The sequence below is a fragment of the Streptantibioticus rubrisoli genome, from assembly GCF_024436055.1.
In the GTDB taxonomy this organism is placed as follows: domain Bacteria; phylum Actinomycetota; class Actinomycetes; order Streptomycetales; family Streptomycetaceae; genus Streptantibioticus_A; species Streptantibioticus_A rubrisoli.
Genome location: NZ_JANFNH010000032.1, coordinates 61131 through 76597, shown reverse-complemented (window position 1 = coordinate 76597; position 15467 = coordinate 61131). Strand labels below are relative to the sequence as shown.

The following is a 15467-nucleotide window of genomic DNA, read 5'->3' as shown; positions in this document are numbered from 1 at the left end:
ACCCCACCCCCCACATCCCCCGAACCAGCTGTTTATCGTCAGTGAGACGACTATGATCACGTCATGTCGCCCTACGACCCGTCGGCCCATCCGCCCTTCGCCGTTACCGTCGATCTGGTCGTGCTCACCGTGCGTCAGCACGCGTTGTGCGCGTTGACCATCCGACGGGGCGAGCCGCCCTACCAGGGGCGGTGGGCGCTGCCGGGCGGATTCGTCAGGCCCGACGAGAACCTCGCCGAGGCCGCCGCCCGTGAGCTCGCGGAGGAGACCGGGCTGCGTGCGCAGCAACCGGTCCCGGCCGGTCCCGGCGCATCGGGACCGTACGGTGGCGGAGGGGCGCATCTGGAACAACTCGCCACCTACGGCGACCCGGACCGCGATCCCCGGATGCGTGTGGTCAGCGTCGCGCACCTGGTGCTGGCGCCTGATCTGCCGGCGCCCCGGGCCGGGGGCGACGCGCGCAGCGCGCGGTGGGCTCCGGTGGACGATCTGCTGCAGGCCGAGAACGGAGCGCCGGGCGAGGAGCAGCGCGCACCGCTCGCCTTCGACCACTCCCGGATCCTGGCCGACGGTGTGGAGCGGGCCAGGTCGAAGATCGAGTACTCCTCGCTGGCCACCGCGTTCTGCCCGCCCGAGTTCACCGTCGGCGAGCTGCGCCGGGTCTATGAGGCGGTGTGGGGAGTGGCGCTGGACCCGCGCAACTTCCACCGTAAGGTGACCGGTACGCCGGGCTTCCTGGTTCCTGCGGGCGGTACCACGACGCGCCAAGGGGGCCGCCCCGCCCAGCTGTTCAGGGCTGGCGGTGCCACTTTGCTCAACCCGCCGATGCTGCGCCCCGAGGTGTGAGCCGTCGATCCACGCGGCACCAACTACCCCGGCTAAGTTGGCGTGTTGTAAGTAACTGCCGCTCTACTCCCTTACCGCACAAGGGCGTTGACGTGCGGGATGAGTCTGCCAGTCATGTTGATGTGTCCGTAACTCCCCTGAGAAAGCACGTTTCTTTACGATAAAGCGTCAATTATGCGGTGGGGGGCGATCACCCTTTCGTGTGCTTTTCAGCAAAGCCCTCAAGGCCGCCGGGGACATCGCCGACAAAGGATGCGTGACTACCCTTGCGCACACCATGATGACCGCGGCCCGCCCCGTCGATCCCGGCCTCGCCGGGCATGGAGAGCTCGACCGCTACCCGTACGCGGAAGCCCCAGGCGGCGACCGCCCCGGAAACCCCAACTGGGACGGGGTGGATACCGAGATGGGCCGGGTGGGACGCCGCGCCGGAGGAAGCCGGGGACGCGGCCTGCACGGCCAACTCGTCCAGCAGCTCGGCCAGATGATCGTCTCCGGCGATCTCGGCGCCGACCGCCCGCTCGTCCCCGAGGAGATCGGCCAGCGGTTCGAGGTCTCCCGCACCGTCGTCCGCGAATCGCTGCGCGTCCTGGAGGCCAAGGGCCTCGTCAGCGCCCGGCCCAACGTCGGCACCAGGGTCCGTCCGGTCAGCGACTGGAACCTGCTGGACCCCGACATCATCGAGTGGCGGGCGTTCGGCCCGCAGCGCGACGACCAGCGGCGCGAGCTGTCCGAACTGCGGTGGACCATCGAGCCGCTGGCCGCCCGGCTCGCGGCCGGTCACGGCCGCGAGGACGTCCAGCAGCGTCTCGCCGACATGGCCGAGATCATGGGCCACGCGGTCGCCCAGGGGGACTCGCTGACCTTCTCCCGCGCTGACGCCGAGTTCCACGCCCTCGTCCTGCAGATCACCGGCAACCGGATGCTGGAGCACCTGTCGGGCATCGTCTCCTCCGCGCTGCAGGTCTCCGGCGGACCGGTCACCGGATGCGACCGCCCCACCGAGGCGGCGGTCGGGTTGCACCTGACCGTCGTCGAGGCCCTGGCGGCCGGTGACGGCCCTGGCGCGGAGGCCGCCATGCGCCAGCTGCTCACCCCGCACCCCGAAGTGGACCGCGTCGTTCCGGCACCGCGCGAGCACTGAAGGCGGCGGCTGCCCAGTCACCGCCCCCGCCCCGCTCTCCCCGTACCGCCGGACAAGGACGGTCCCGCCGTCGGGTGTTCCGCCCGCCGTCTCCGTGCGCCGATGTCCCGGCCGCCGCCGACCCTTCCGAACGGGTCCGGCGGCGGCCGTCTTCGGTGGAAGTGCCGGGCTAAGTGCTGGTTTACGCTGAATTACGGTGTGACGCGGGCCACGCAGGACCCGCGTAACACTCGTAGGAGAGGCGCGATGACCTAAGAGGTGGTGCCGCAGAAGGAATACGGACGACATCGCAGATGCTGTGTTGCTGTGCGGTTCCGCCTCCACCGCCGGATCATCCCCGCCGGCGGCCGATCCCCTGCCGGGTGCAGGCGTGGTCGGAAGTCGTTCCCATCGTTCCGAGAGGTTGTTCGTGTCGGCCAGCACATCCCGTACGCTCCCGCCGGAGATCACCGAATCCGAGTCTCTGATGGCGCTCATTGAGCGGGGTAAGGCACAGGGCCAGATCGCAGGCGACGACGTTCGTCGGGCCTTCGAGGCGGACCAGATTCCGGCAACCCAGTGGAAGAACGTTCTGCGCAGCCTCAACCAGGTCCTCGACGAGGAGGGTGTGACGCTGATGGTCAGTGCCGCAGAGGCGCCCAAGCGCACCCGTAAGAGCGTCGCAGCCAAGAGCCCGGCGAAGCGTACTGCCACCAAGGCCGTCTCCACCACGACCAGCACGGTCAAGAAGACCGCCGCCGCCAAGACGGCGACCGCCCCGTCGGCCACCGCGGAGGTCCCTTTGGAGGCCGACGCGGAGGAGACGGCTGCCAGGGCGGGCGTGAAGAAGGCCGCTGCGAAGAAGACCGCGGCTAAGAAGGCCCCGGCGAAGAAGGCTGCCGCCAAGAAGACCACGGCGAAGAAGTCGGTCGAGGACGAACTCGTCGAGGCCGACGACCTGCTGGACGAGGCGCCCGGCAAGCCGGGTGAGGCGGGTCCCGACCAGCCGGAGTCCGAGGGCTTCGTGCTCTCCGACGACGACGAGGACGACGCGCCCGCGCAGCAGGTCGCCGCCGCCGGTGCCACCGCCGACCCGGTCAAGGACTACCTGAAGCAGATCGGCAAGGTCCCGCTGCTCAACGCCGAGCAGGAGGTCGAGCTCGCCAAGCGCATCGAGGCCGGCCTGTTCGCGGAGGACAAGCTCTCCGCGGCCGACAAGCTGGCGCCCAAGCTGCAGCGTGAGCTGGAGATCATCGCCGAGGACGGCCGCCGTGCCAAGAACCACCTGCTGGAGGCCAACCTCCGTCTGGTGGTGTCGCTGGCCAAGCGCTACACCGGCCGCGGCATGCTGTTCCTGGACCTGATCCAGGAGGGCAACCTGGGTCTGATCCGCGCGGTGGAGAAGTTCGACTACACCAAGGGCTACAAGTTCTCCACGTACGCCACCTGGTGGATCCGGCAGGCGATCACCCGCGCCATGGCCGACCAGGCCCGTACGATCCGCATTCCGGTGCACATGGTCGAGGTCATCAACAAGCTCGCCCGTGTGCAGCGCCAGATGCTCCAGGACCTGGGCCGCGAGCCCACCCCGGAGGAGCTGGCCAAGGAACTGGACATGACCCCGGAGAAGGTCATCGAGGTCCAGAAGTACGGCCGTGAGCCGATCTCGCTGCACACCCCGCTGGGCGAGGACGGCGACAGCGAGTTCGGTGACCTCATCGAGGACTCCGAGGCGGTCGTCCCGGCCGACGCGGTCAGCTTCACCCTGTTGCAGGAGCAGTTGCACTCCGTCCTGGACACGCTCTCCGAGCGCGAGGCGGGCGTGGTCTCCATGCGCTTCGGTCTCACCGACGGTCAGCCGAAGACGCTGGACGAGATCGGCAAGGTCTACGGGGTGACCCGTGAGCGGATCCGCCAGATCGAGTCGAAGACCATGTCCAAGCTGCGCCACCCGTCCCGGTCCCAGGTGCTCCGGGACTACCTGGACTAAAACCCTTCGTGACGCCGTCCTTCGCGGGCCCGTGACCTCCTGGCGAGGTTCCGGGCCCGCGAGCCTTTCCGGATGCGATACGGCTCCAGGTGGATGACGCTGAGTGTCCCAACCGTTCCGGATGGTCAGGAGACCGTATGTGCACCAGACCCCGCCGTCGGACGGCCGCCGCGGTGATCGGCGGACTCGCACTCTTCGCGGCAGCGGTGCCGCTGAGCACCTCCACCCCCGCCTTCGCCACAGGGACCGGCAGGCATGACGAACGGGTCATAGGCGGCCGCCCGACGGGCATATCGGCGCATCCATGGGTGGTGGCGTTGGCGAGCCGAGAGCGCTTCGGCGTCGATCGGTCGGGCCAGTTCTGCGGCGGCGCGCTGATAGCCCCGCGGGTGGTGCTCACCGCCGCCCACTGCTTCGGCCGCGATGTGCTCGGCGCCGACTGGTGGGCCGTTCGCGACCTTCGGGTCGTGGCGGGCCGCTCGGACATGCGCACGCACGAGGGCCGGGAGGTCCCGGTGCGCCATGTGTGGATCAATCCGTCGTACAACCCGCGGACCAACGACGGTGATCTCGCGGTGGTGCGGCTGGCCCGGGCGGTTCCCGGGCGGACCATACGTCTGGCGGATCTTCGCGATCTGAATGGCGGGGGCGAGGAGCACGCCACGGTCTATGGCTGGGGCGACACCAACGGGCACGGCAGCTACTCGCCGGTGCTGCGCGCCGCGCGGGTGCGGCTGGTGTCGAACGAGGGGTGCGCGCGGGCCTATCCGGGCAGCCTGGCGGGGACGTACATGCCGGCGTCCATGGTGTGCGCGGGAGAGCCGCAGGGGGGACGGGACGCCTGTCAGGGCGACAGCGGGGGGCCTTTGGTGGTCCATGGCCGGCTGGTCGGGCTGGTCTCGTGGGGGACGGGCTGTGGTGAGGCGGCACACCCGGGGGTGTACACCAGGGTTTCCGCGTACGCCGGTGTCATCCGGCACTTCATGTAGTGGGCGCGCGCCAGATCCCGCCCCGGGCATGTGGTGTCTGCCGGGTGGCGTATCGAGGGCGCATGATGTGGCGCGCGGAATGTCCCGTCACATAGCGTGCGTGAATCTCGACGTCTCGTCACACGAGATTAGTGGAACGATTTGCGCTCGGTCGCGCACGGATCGTGATGCGCAATAGCGTTGAGCGGCCACCCCTTGGCTGGGGATGGCCGCTCAACGCACCGGCCGTGCCGGTCCGAGCTCGTCGTATACGAAGTGGGGATCAGTCCTCGACGACCGTCGCCGGGGCGGCAGTGAGTCGTCCGGTCTCGTCCTGTATTTCCGCAGCGATCTTCTTCAGTTCCGGCTCGAACTTGCGCCCGTGGTGCGCGCAGAACAGGAGCTCGCCACCGCTGATGAGAACGACGCGCAGGTAGGCCTGGGCGCCGCAACGGTCGCAGCGGTCCGCAGCGGTCAGCGGGGTTGCGGGGGTCAGAACAGTAGTCACGTCGCCTCTTCTCTAGCTCGACGAGCTGTCGTACCAGGGTCAACATCCAACCAGGCCGAAAACGTTCCCGCTCGTGGCTTTTCTTGGAAAGTTAGGCCTGACGTTGCTGGATGGTACCGGTTGGCGGCGAATAGGGATTAAAGAGTTGGTTGTGATATTGGCGTCATATGTCCGGTTTTCGCCTCCCGGCTGGGTTGCCGGTTGTTGCTGAGGACGTGCCCGGAGCCTAAATGGTTCATGCCTACTTGGGAACGTGATGTGGGTATCACTCGTACGAGGTATCGAACGTACGATCGATGTCCGGCTAGCATAAACGGCGAAACCGGGTCGCGGCGAGGGCGCCCCTCCGGGCATCGGTACCCTCATCGGCGAACAACCACAACTGCCAACCCCGGAAACGGTTGCAAGAACTGCGAGGAGCCGCCCGCGTGACCGCCGACACTTCAGTGCCGTCCACCGCCCTGCTCAGTGGTGCGGACCGCGACGGCTCGAACTACACCGCGCGGCACCTCCTCGTCCTCGAAGGCCTGGAGGCGGTCCGCAAGCGCCCCGGTATGTACATCGGATCGACCGACAGCCGCGGTCTGATGCACTGCCTGTGGGAGATCATCGACAACTCCGTCGACGAGGCGCTGGGCGGCTACTGCGACCGCATCGAGGTCCTCCTGCACGACGACGGCTCCGTCGAGGTCCGGGACAACGGCCGTGGCATCCCGGTGGACGTGGAGCCCAAGACCGGCCTGTCCGGCGTCGAGGTCGTGATGACCAAGCTGCACGCGGGCGGCAAGTTCGGCGGCGGCTCCTACGCCGCATCCGGCGGTCTGCACGGCGTCGGCGCCTCGGTGGTCAACGCGCTGAGCGCCCGGCTCGACGTCGAGGTCGACCGCGGTGGCCACACCCACGCGATCAGCTTCCGCCGCGGTGTGCCCGGCATCTTCACCGAGTCGGGGCCCGGCGCCCCGTTCGACCCGGCCAGCGGCCTGCGCAAGACCAAGAAGATCACCAAGAACCGCACCGGCACCCGGGTCCGCTACTGGGCCGACCGCCAGATCTTCCTCAAGGACGCCAAGCTCTCCCTGGAGAACCTCCACCAGCGTGCCCGCCAGACCGCGTTCCTGGTGCCCGGCCTGACCATCGTCGTGCGGGACGAACGCGGCCTTGACGAGGACGCTCCGGTCGAGGAGGTCTTCCACTTCGACGGCGGTATCAGCGAGTTCTGCGAGTACCTCTCGCCCGACAAGGCCATCTGCGACGTGCTGCGGCTGCGCGGTGAGGGCACCTTCAAGGAGACCGTGCCGGTGCTCGACGAGCGCGGCCACATGACGCCCACCGAGGTCACCCGGCACCTCGGCGTGGACATCGCGCTGCGCTGGGGCGCGGGGTACGACACCACGCTGCGCTCCTTCGTCAACATCATCGCCACCCCCAAGGGCGGCACCCATGTGTCGGGTTTCGAGCGCTCCCTCACCAGGACCGTCAACGAGGTGCTGCGCTCCACGAAGCTGCTGCGGGTCGCCGAGGACGACATCGTCAAGGACGACGCCATGGAGGGTCTGACCGCCGTGGTCACCGTCCGGCTCGCCGAGCCGCAGTTCGAGGGCCAGACCAAGGAGGTCCTCGGCACCTCCGCCGCCTCCCGGATCGTGGCGAACGTGGTGGCCAAGGAGCTGAAGGCGTTCTTGACCTCCACCAAGCGCGACGACAAGCAGCAGGCCCGGGCGGTGCTGGAGAAGGTCGTCGCCGCCGCGCGCACCCGTATCGCGGCCCGCCAGCACAAGGAGGCGCAGCGCCGGAAGACGGCGCTGGAGTCCTCGTCCCTGCCGGCGAAGCTCGCCGACTGCCGCAGCGACAACGTCGACCGCACCGAACTGTTCATCGTCGAGGGTGACTCCGCGCTCGGCACCGCCAAGGTGGCGCGGAACTCGGAGTTCCAGGCGCTGCTGCCGATCCGCGGCAAGATCCTCAACGTCCAGAAGTCGTCCGTCTCGGACATGCTGAAGAACGCCGAGTGCGGGGCGATCATCCAGGTCATAGGTGCTGGATCGGGGCGCACCTTCGACATCAACCAGGCCCGCTACGGCAAGGTCATCTTCCTGGCCGACGCCGATGTCGACGGCGCCCACATCCGCACCCTGCTGCTCACCCTCTTCCAGCGCTACATGCGCCCGATGGTGGAGGAGGGACGGGTCTTCTCCGCGGTACCGCCGCTGCACCGCATCGAGCTGACCAACCCCAAGAAGGGGCAGGACAAGTACCTCTACACCTACTCGGACAACGAACTGCGGCAGACCCTGCTGGACCTGCAGCGGCGCAACGTCCGCTACAAGGAGAGCATCCAGCGCTACAAGGGCCTTGGTGAGATGGACGCGGACCAGCTCGCGGAGACCACCATGGATCCGCGCCACCGCACGCTGCGCCGCATCAACATCGGCGACCTGGAGGCCGCCGAGCGGGTCTTCGAACTGCTGATGGGCAACGAGGTGGCGCCGCGCAAGGAGTTCATCACCAACTCCGCGGCCACACTGGACCGTTCGCGCATCGACGTGTGACCGGCGAAACGCCGCAGGGCGGGAAAACGGGAGGCGGATGGGAGGCTCCGGGGCGTACCGTGCGCCGTCATGGAGCTGACCATCCGCCCTTTCCACCCCGCTGACGCCCAGGCCGCAGCCGGGGTGCGTGACGCCGTGGCGCCCTACCTGGTCTCGACGCCGCAGACCATGGCCTGGCGCGCCGCTCAGGCTCCCGCCGCCCAGCGGTACCGGATGTTCGTCGCCGAGGTCGACAACGGGCGAACCAGCGCCTGCGGCCTGCCGGTTGACGGTGCGGGAGTGGGCGGCCGCCGGGTGGTCGCCGTCGCCGCCACCGGGCTGATCTACGAAAGCAGCGTCCCAGGGCAGGCGTTCGCCAACCTGCAGGTGCTCCCCGAGGTCCGTCGGCGGGGCGTGGGCAGCGCGCTGCTCACCGCCGCCGAGCAGTACCTCGCGGGCAAGGGCGCCGACACCGTTTTCGCCTGGGTGGCCGGTGAGGAGGAGTCGTTGGACTTCGCTCGGCGGCGCGGTTACCGCCCGGGCCGTTCGGCCAGCTTCCAGCGCCTCGACCTGGCGGGTGGCGCGCTGCCCGCCGCCCCCGAAGTGCCGTACGGGTACGCACTGCGCACCGGCACGGACTTCGCGCATGATCCACGACCGTTGTATGTGGCGGACGCGGAGGCGGCGGCGGACGAACCGGGTGACGCCTCCTGTGACGCGATGGCGTACGGACAGTGGCTCGCCCAGTACTGGAACTCACTCGATCTGGACCGGGAGTTGACGACCGCCGTGGTGGCGGACGGAACCGTGGTCGCCTTCAGCATGGCGCACACCGACGGCCGCAGCCGGTACCTGTCGGGGATGACCGGAACGCGGCGGGCGTGGCGCGGCCGGGGACTGGCGAAGTTGGCGAAGGCCACCTCGCTGCACCGGGCGCGGGCGGCCGGCTACCGCGAGGCGTTCACCGCCAACGACACCGGCAACGGACCGATGCTGGCCGTCAACTCCTGGTTCGGCTACCGCCAGTGCGCCACCGAGACGAGGTACGTGCGCACCCTCTTCGGCGAGTAGCCACCTGGGCTGATCGTTTCCTCACCAGACCTGGGCTGATCGTTTCCTCACCAGCGAGCGCCTCGGCCTTCCGCGCGGGCGGGGCGCTCGAACCGCGCTGCTGGGCGCCGCCGACCGGCCCGCTTCTCCACCCGTGGGTGGAGAAGCGATCTCCACCCTGGCTCAACCCTGGATCCGATCCGCGAGCAACGGCCGCTCCGTACCGTCGTAGGCGTCTGGTCTTCTCACCGTTCCTCGCAGCTCGGAGGCGTCTTCCATGTCCGGTCTTACCGATGTCGCGGTGATCATCGCGGTGGTCGTGCTGGTGCTGGCACGACAGCTGAGGCCGCGGAAGGTGGCCGACGGCGCACGCTGGTGGATCCTCCCGGCGGTCCTGGTCTTCCTCTCGGCGAAGAACGGCGGTGTGGTCGACACCCACCACGAGGCGCTGTCGGTGGGCCTGCTGGCCGCCGAGATACTCGTGGGGCTCGGCATGGGCGCGGTGTGGGCCTACACCACCCGGCTGTGGCGGGAAGCCGACGGCTCGGTGTGGGCCAAGGGCACCAAGGCGACCCTGGCCGCCTGGACGGGCGGGGTGCTGCTACGAATAGGCCTGGCGGCCGTGGCCGCGATGCTGGGCGTGCACCAGGGTGGTGGAGCGACGATGCTGGCGTTGGCGGCGACCTTGCTGGTGCGCACCGGCATGGTGATGTGGCGGGCCCGCGAGCTGGAGCCCGCGTACCCCGCGACCGCCGCCGCGCTCTGACGGCGAACCGACGGAGGGAGCCTACGTGCCGCTGAGCTTCTGGACCGCCTGGCCGTCCCGGGAAGCCCTGTCCTGGGAGAGCAGGACGCCCGCGCACCGGATGCTCGGATGGGTCATGCGGCTGCTGATCCTGGCCGGAGTGCTGTGGGGGGCGTTCGTCAACGGCCGCATGCACGGGTGGAGCCCGGTGTGGGTGGCGCTCGGGACCACGGTGGCCGTCGCGATCGTGTGGGCCCTGATGCGGGTCACCCTCGAGCACCGGATCTGGCCCGCGCTGGGGCTGCTGGGGCTGCTGTTCGCCGGGGCGTTCATCGCCCAGGGCCAGCACGCGGGGTATGCGGCCACCGTCTTGTGGTGCGCCTGCGCGATCCTGGCGCTGGAGCGGCTGCCGCTGGCGGTAGCCCTCCCGCTCACCTGCGCCGCCCTGGGGGCGTACGCGCTGCTGGCGAGCCATGACAACTGGCTGACCACGGCGTTCACCACGGCGAGCCTGGGGTTGGTCGGATACGTGGTGCGGCTGGACAAGGAGGCCCGGGGCAACACCCAGCGGCTGCTGGCGCAGGAGCGGGCCGCACGGGCCGCCGAGGCGGAGACGGCGGCGCTGCGCGAGCGCAGCCGGATCGCCCGGGAGATCCACGACGTACTGGCGCACAGTCTCTCGGCGCAGATGGTGCACCTGGAGGCGGCGCGTCTGCTGATCGAGCGGGGTGGCGAGCGGCAGCAGGTGCTGGAGCGGGTGGTGTCGGCCCGCCGGATGGCCCGCCAGGGCCTGGCCGAGACCCGGCAGGCGCTGTCGGCGCTGCGGGGCGAGATGACCCCGGCCGAGGACTTCCTGCGCGAGCTGGTGGACTCCGAGGGCGCCCGGCTGCGGGTCGAGGGGGAGCGCAGGGATCTGCCCGCCGAGGCGGGGCTTGCCGTGCGGCGGGTGGCCCAGGAGGCGGTCACCAACGCGCGCAAGCACGCGCCGGGGGCGAAAGTGGCGATCCGGCTCGACTACCTGCCGGGGGAGGTGGAGTTGGAGGTTCGCGACTTCGGCGGGCGGCCTGTGGACAACGGGCCTGTGGATAACGGCGAACTCGGTGCCTCGGGAGGGGGCTACGGTCTGCTGGGAATGCGTGAACGCGCCGAGTTGCTCGGCGGCACGCTCGAAGCGGGACCGGTCGAGGAGGGGTTCGTGGTGCGACTGCGGGTGCCGGCGTGATGGCCGGGCAAGTGACACGAGTGGTGGTGGCCGATGACCAGACCGTGGTGCGCGAGGGCATCGTGATGCTGCTGGGGCTGCTGCCCGGACTGGAAGTGGTGGGTGCGGCGGCCGACGGGGAGGAGGCGGTGCGGCTGGTGGCGGAGAAGGCCCCGGACGTGGTGTTGATGGATTTGCGGATGCCCCGCTGCGACGGGGTGGAGGCCACTCGCAGGATCCGGCGCGATCATCAGGGCACCCAGGTGGTGGTGCTGACGACGTTCGCCGATGACGATTCGCTCTTCCCGGCGCTGGAGGCCGGGGCGCGCGGATATCTGACCAAGGACGCGGGCGGCGATGAGATCCTGCGGGCCATCGAGGACGTGATGTCAGGGCAGGCGGGACTGTCGCCGAGGGTGCAGCGCCGCCTGCTGGAGCGGCTGGCCCAGGGCGGACCGGTGGTCGCGCAGCCGACCGGCTCCGGCCGCGGCGCACCGGAGGAACTGCCGGACGGGCTGACGGCGCGTGAGGCGGAGGTACTCGCCCTGGTGGCGGAGGGCCTGTCCAACGCCGAGATCGCCGCCAAGCTCTACGTCAGCCCTGCCACCGTCAAGACCCATATCAACAACCTCTTTTCGAAGATCGGGGCACGGGACCGGGCGCAGGCGGTGCGGTATGCGTTCCGGCATGGGATCGCGCGGCCCCTGCAGGACTGAGCCGCGCCGCTACGCATCGGTGGCAGCGCGGTCACGGCCGGAGGTGGTGAGGCCAAGGCTTCATCACCTGATGGAGTGAACGTTTCGTCTTATCGGCGAGGGATCTTCCGGATCTGTCCATTCTTGGGCGAACGGCCAATTGGCCTGCGGCTCAAGGAGATTCACTGTGGACGAACACGACGGTGGCGGGGCGGTGCGGCTCGGGGTGGCGGACCCCTGGACCGAAGCCCTGGCCGTCGGCCCGTGGGAGGAGCGCAGCGGGCCTTCACCGGACCCGGAGCCCGCAGCGGCGGCGCGGCGGGAGTGTGACCGTACGGCGGTGTACCGGCAGGTGCAGGCGGGCGAGGCGTTCCAGGAGGTGCGGCGGCGGTATCGCCGGTTCGCGTTTCCGGCGGTGGGGGCGTGTCTGGTCTGGTACCTGCTGTATGTGACGGCGGCGATCATGGCGCCTGGGCTGATGGGGCGCCCCGTGGCGGGGGCGGTCAATGTCGCGATGCTGGCCGCGCTCGCCCAGTTCACCACCACGTTCCTGCTGACCTGGGCGTATGCGCGGCATGCGGGACAGTGCCGGGACCAGGCGGCGCTGGAGTTGCGCTGGGACACCCAGGAGCGGGTGCGGTGACCGGGCGGATCGAACCGACAGCAGGCCAAGTGCACCAGGCGTCAGTCCAGTTGGCGGCACGGCATTCGGTGGTCGGGCATCAGGCACTGGCGCTCGCGCTGTTCACCGCGTTCGTCTCGATCACCTTGGCGATCACCGTGTGGGTGGGGCGCGGGCGCCGCTCGTCGGAGGAGTTCTTCTCCGGCGGACGGCTGTTCTCGCCGCTGGAGAACGGTTTCGCCATCAGCGGCGACTACTTGTCCGCCGGATCCTTCCTCGGGGTCTCCGGCCTGATCGCGCTCTACGGCTACGACGGGGTGCTCTATCTCGTCGGGTTCTTCGTGGCATGGCTCGGTGTGCTGATGCTGGTGGCGGAACTGGTGCGCAACTGCGGCCGGTTCACCCTCGCCGATGTGCTCTCCGCCCGGATGAGCGAGCGGCCGGTGCGGATCGCCGCGGGAATCTCGTCGATCACGGTGGCGGTGCTCTACCTGGTGGCGCAACTGGTCGGCGCGGGCAGCCTGGTGTCGCTGCTGCTCGACGGTGAGGCGGCGCACGCCAGGACGTGGACGGTGGTCGGCGTGGGCGCCCTGATGGTGTTCTACGTGGTCTTCGGCGGAATGCGCGCCACCACATGGATCCAGGTGGTCAAGACGGCGTTGCTGCTGGGCGGTTCGGCGGTGCTGGCGTTCTTGGTGCTCGCCCGCTTCCACGGCGATGTCGGCGCCCTGCTGCGGGCCGCCGCACACGGCAGCGGCCATGGCGCGGCCTATCTGCGGCCCGGGCTGAAGTACGGCGGATCCCCCCTCGCCCGGCTGGACTTCGTCAGCCTCGGCCTCGCGCTGGTGCTCGGCACGGCGGGACTGCCGCACATCCTGGTCCGCTTCTACACCGTGCCCACCGCCCGCGCCGCGCGCCGTTCGGTGGTGTGGGCGGTGGCGCTGATCGGCGCCTTCTACCTGATGACGATGGTGCTGGGGCTCGGCGCCGCGGCACTGGTGGGCTCCGGCGCGGTACGGGCGTCCAACGCGGCGGGGAACACGGCGGTTCCGCTGCTCGCCCTGCACCTGGGAGGGGGTGCGGGCTCGACGGGCGGAACGGTGCTGTTCGCCGTGGTCGGCTCGGTCGCCTTCGCAACGATCCTCGCGGTGGTCGCCGGTCTGACGCTGGCTTCCTCGGCCAGTGTCGCCCACGACCTGTACGGCAGCGTGCGGCGGCACTACGCGCCGTCGGGCACCCCGGACGCCCGGGAAGTGGCGGTGGCCAGGTTGGCGGCGGCGGCCATCGGGGTGGTGGCGATCGTACTGACGCTGTATGCCCAGGAGTTGAACGTCGCGGTTGTGGTGGGGGTGGCGTTCGCCGTCGCCGCCTCGGCCAATCTGCCCGTCCTGCTGCTCACGCTGTTCTGGCACCGCTTCACCACCCGGGGCGCGGTGTGGGCGGTCTACGGCGGGCTTTTGCCGTCGGTGGCGCTGGTGGTCCTCTCACCCGTGGTCTCCGGCGGTCCTGGCGCGATCTTCCCCCGGATCGACTTCGCCTGGTTCCCGTTGCAGAACCCGGGGATCGTCTCCATCCCGCTGGGCTTCCTGGCCGGTTGGCTGGGCACCGTGCTCTCCCCGGTGCCCGCCGACCCCGGCCGCCACGCCGAAGTGGAGGTGCGCTCCCTTACCGGCGCGGGCGCTGCCTAGCCGACCGGCTCAACTCCCGGCCGGTTCCCGGTGTTCCGGCCGTCCCGTCGCCCGGTATCGCGACTCCAGCCGTGCCTGCGCCTCCCGTACCGGTGGCCTCGGAGACGTATCGGTCGCCGACAGGCCGTGCGCTTCTGCGAGCGGAGCGAGTCCCGCACCACCGAGAGGGACGGCGGCAAGTGCGCCGTGACCGGCAGTGGCGGGAGCGCGTTCGGCCGGGCGGCGCCGAGCAGGGTGTGCACGCGGTTGGAGACCTCGTGCTGCTGCGCGCCCAGCGCGTCGGTGAGCCCGCGCAAGCTGGCCCGCGAACCTCCACGTGGTGCGGAAGCTGGCCCGGCCCGCGCCTTCGTCGAGACCCTGAAGTTGCCAACGGGCGGAGCGCGGCGCAGATCGCCGACAAGCCGCCCGTCGACCATTACGCGGGCGACGGCAAGGCGACCCACGAGACGCGGTAACCGTGGGAGTGGACAACTCCCGTCAGTGTGACGGAAGTTCCTCCACCGAGTCGACCTCCATGCGCACCGGGGTGCCGGGCTCGGCTCCGCAGCTCTCCGGGCGCGGCGGTGCCAGGGTCACCTGCTTGACCAGGGCGCGCCACGACCGCCCGTCGGTGTGCGTCACGCGCACCGACCAACGGCCCGGCGCCTCCACGGTCGTGGCGGCGGTCAGCGCCTCCGCCCGGTCCTCGGCGGTCAGCGAGCGCACCGCCAACTCGGCGGCCTGAGCTGGCCGTTCGAAAGCTGAGCGGCCGCGGCAGTGGTCCAGCACCATGCGGCCGTCACGCACCGCCGCCACGATCCCCTTGGCGCGCGCAGCGTCCAGATGCGCGTAGGCGTAGCCGTACGGCAGCACGAGCATCGTGGGGGCGAAACGGTGGCCGCCGAGGTGGGTGACCTCCCACACCTCGCCGACCCCCGAGGTGGCCAGCTCGGTGGCGAGCGGCCGTCCGCGCAGGGCGCAGCAACGGTCCCGCTTGGCGTTGGTGCACACCAGCGCCAGCGGCTCGCCCTGGTGGGGCGCGCCGAAGCCACAGCCGTCGCCGCGGCCCAGGCGGGCGAAGTCCAGCGCCAACAACTCGGCCGGGTCGGCCACTTCGGCGGCGCGCAGCCAACCCGTGCCGGGCAGCGTATGCGCCACGAACACCTGTCTGCGCTGCGGATGGTGCCGGTCGGCGTGCGGACCCGGTCGGCGGATCAGTGCCACCCGTACGCCCGTTCCCACGGCCGCAGCCTCCAGCTCTCGGCCGATGCGCGGATCGAGGTGGCTGGAGGTGAGGGCCTTGGCGCCCCAGGGGCCCGGCTGCTCCAGCAGCAGCCAAGTCTGGGCGTTGGCCGCCGTCGCCGCGCACGGTTCGGCCAGCTCCCGGGAGGCGGTCGCACAGGTGATCACATGGTGAGCCTAAACCGGACGCCCCGGCGCGGGGGCGTTCGGGTACGGCCCCGCGCCCGGTGCGCCCGCGGTGGGGCTTCGTGGGTGTGCGGCCGGTTCGGTCGCCGGGTCGGT

The 15467-nt window shown here is 70.2% G+C and carries 13 protein-coding genes; 11 read left to right on the top strand and 2 right to left on the bottom strand.

The features are described from left to right. Window positions 1-63 precede the first annotated feature (63 nt). From NON19_RS23110 to NON19_RS23095, 4 genes are all read left to right on the top strand, one after another. Entirely contained in the window at window positions 64-846 is a 783-nt protein-coding gene (locus tag NON19_RS23110) for an NUDIX hydrolase (RefSeq protein ID WP_255930854.1), read from the top strand. 202 nt (window positions 847-1048) lie between these two features. After that, window positions 1049-1990 carry a FadR/GntR family transcriptional regulator gene (locus NON19_RS23105; protein ID WP_308213719.1) on the top strand — a complete coding sequence of 314 codons (942 nt, stop codon included), beginning with the start codon at window positions 1049-1051 and terminating at the stop codon, window positions 1988-1990. Window positions 1991-2393: 403 nt separating this feature from the next. Beyond that, entirely contained in the window at window positions 2394-3959 is a 1566-nt protein-coding gene (locus NON19_RS23100; RefSeq protein WP_255930851.1) for an RNA polymerase sigma factor, read from the top strand. A gap of 137 nt (window positions 3960-4096) precedes the next feature. Then, complete coding sequence (locus NON19_RS23095) at window positions 4097-4948, top strand: S1 family peptidase (RefSeq protein ID WP_255930850.1); 852 nt, start codon at window positions 4097-4099, stop codon at window positions 4946-4948. 262 nt (window positions 4949-5210) lie between these two features. Here NON19_RS23095 and NON19_RS23090 read toward each other — a convergent pair whose 3' ends face one another. Continuing rightward, window positions 5211-5435: a DUF7455 domain-containing protein gene (locus tag NON19_RS23090; RefSeq protein WP_255930849.1), complete on the bottom strand. Its 225-nt coding sequence runs from the start codon at window positions 5433-5435 to the stop codon at window positions 5211-5213. A 428-nt stretch (window positions 5436-5863) separates the two neighbouring features. Between NON19_RS23090 and NON19_RS23085 the strand changes: the two genes are divergently transcribed. The 7 genes from NON19_RS23085 (at window position 5864) to NON19_RS23055 (ending at window position 13964) form a co-directional block, all read left to right on the top strand. Further along, complete coding sequence (locus tag NON19_RS23085; protein ID WP_255930848.1) at window positions 5864-7984, top strand: DNA gyrase/topoisomerase IV subunit B; 2121 nt, start codon at window positions 5864-5866, stop codon at window positions 7982-7984. Window positions 7985-8053: 69 nt separating this feature from the next. Then, window positions 8054-9034 carry a GNAT family N-acetyltransferase gene (locus NON19_RS23080; RefSeq protein ID WP_255930847.1) on the top strand — a complete coding sequence of 327 codons (981 nt, stop codon included), beginning with the start codon at window positions 8054-8056 and terminating at the stop codon, window positions 9032-9034. Between the two features lie 256 nt (window positions 9035-9290). Beyond that, window positions 9291-9779: a CcdC protein domain-containing protein gene (locus NON19_RS23075; protein ID WP_255930846.1), complete on the top strand. Its 489-nt coding sequence runs from the start codon at window positions 9291-9293 to the stop codon at window positions 9777-9779. 25 nt (window positions 9780-9804) lie between these two features. After that, window positions 9805-10980 (top strand): sensor histidine kinase, encoded by a 1176-nt coding sequence (locus NON19_RS23070; RefSeq protein WP_255930845.1) that lies wholly within the window; start codon window positions 9805-9807, stop codon window positions 10978-10980. Continuing rightward, window positions 10980-11675: a response regulator transcription factor gene (locus tag NON19_RS23065; protein ID WP_255930844.1), complete on the top strand. Its 696-nt coding sequence runs from the start codon at window positions 10980-10982 to the stop codon at window positions 11673-11675. The genes NON19_RS23070 and NON19_RS23065 overlap by 1 nt, the downstream gene beginning before the upstream one ends. Before the next feature lie 166 nt (window positions 11676-11841). Next, complete coding sequence (locus tag NON19_RS23060; protein WP_255930843.1) at window positions 11842-12297, top strand: DUF485 domain-containing protein; 456 nt, start codon at window positions 11842-11844, stop codon at window positions 12295-12297. Window positions 12298-12365: 68 nt separating this feature from the next. Next, a complete protein-coding gene (locus NON19_RS23055; protein WP_255930859.1) occupies window positions 12366-13964 on the top strand; it encodes a monocarboxylic acid transporter in 1599 nt (532 codons plus the stop codon). Window positions 13965-14441: 477 nt separating this feature from the next. On the opposite strand, the gene NON19_RS23050 is transcribed toward NON19_RS23055, so the two are convergent. Continuing rightward, on the bottom strand, window positions 14442-15353 hold the full coding sequence (locus NON19_RS23050; protein WP_255930842.1) for a ferredoxin family protein: 912 nt from the start codon (window positions 15351-15353) through the stop codon (window positions 14442-14444). Between the last annotated feature and the right edge of the window lie 114 nt (window positions 15354-15467).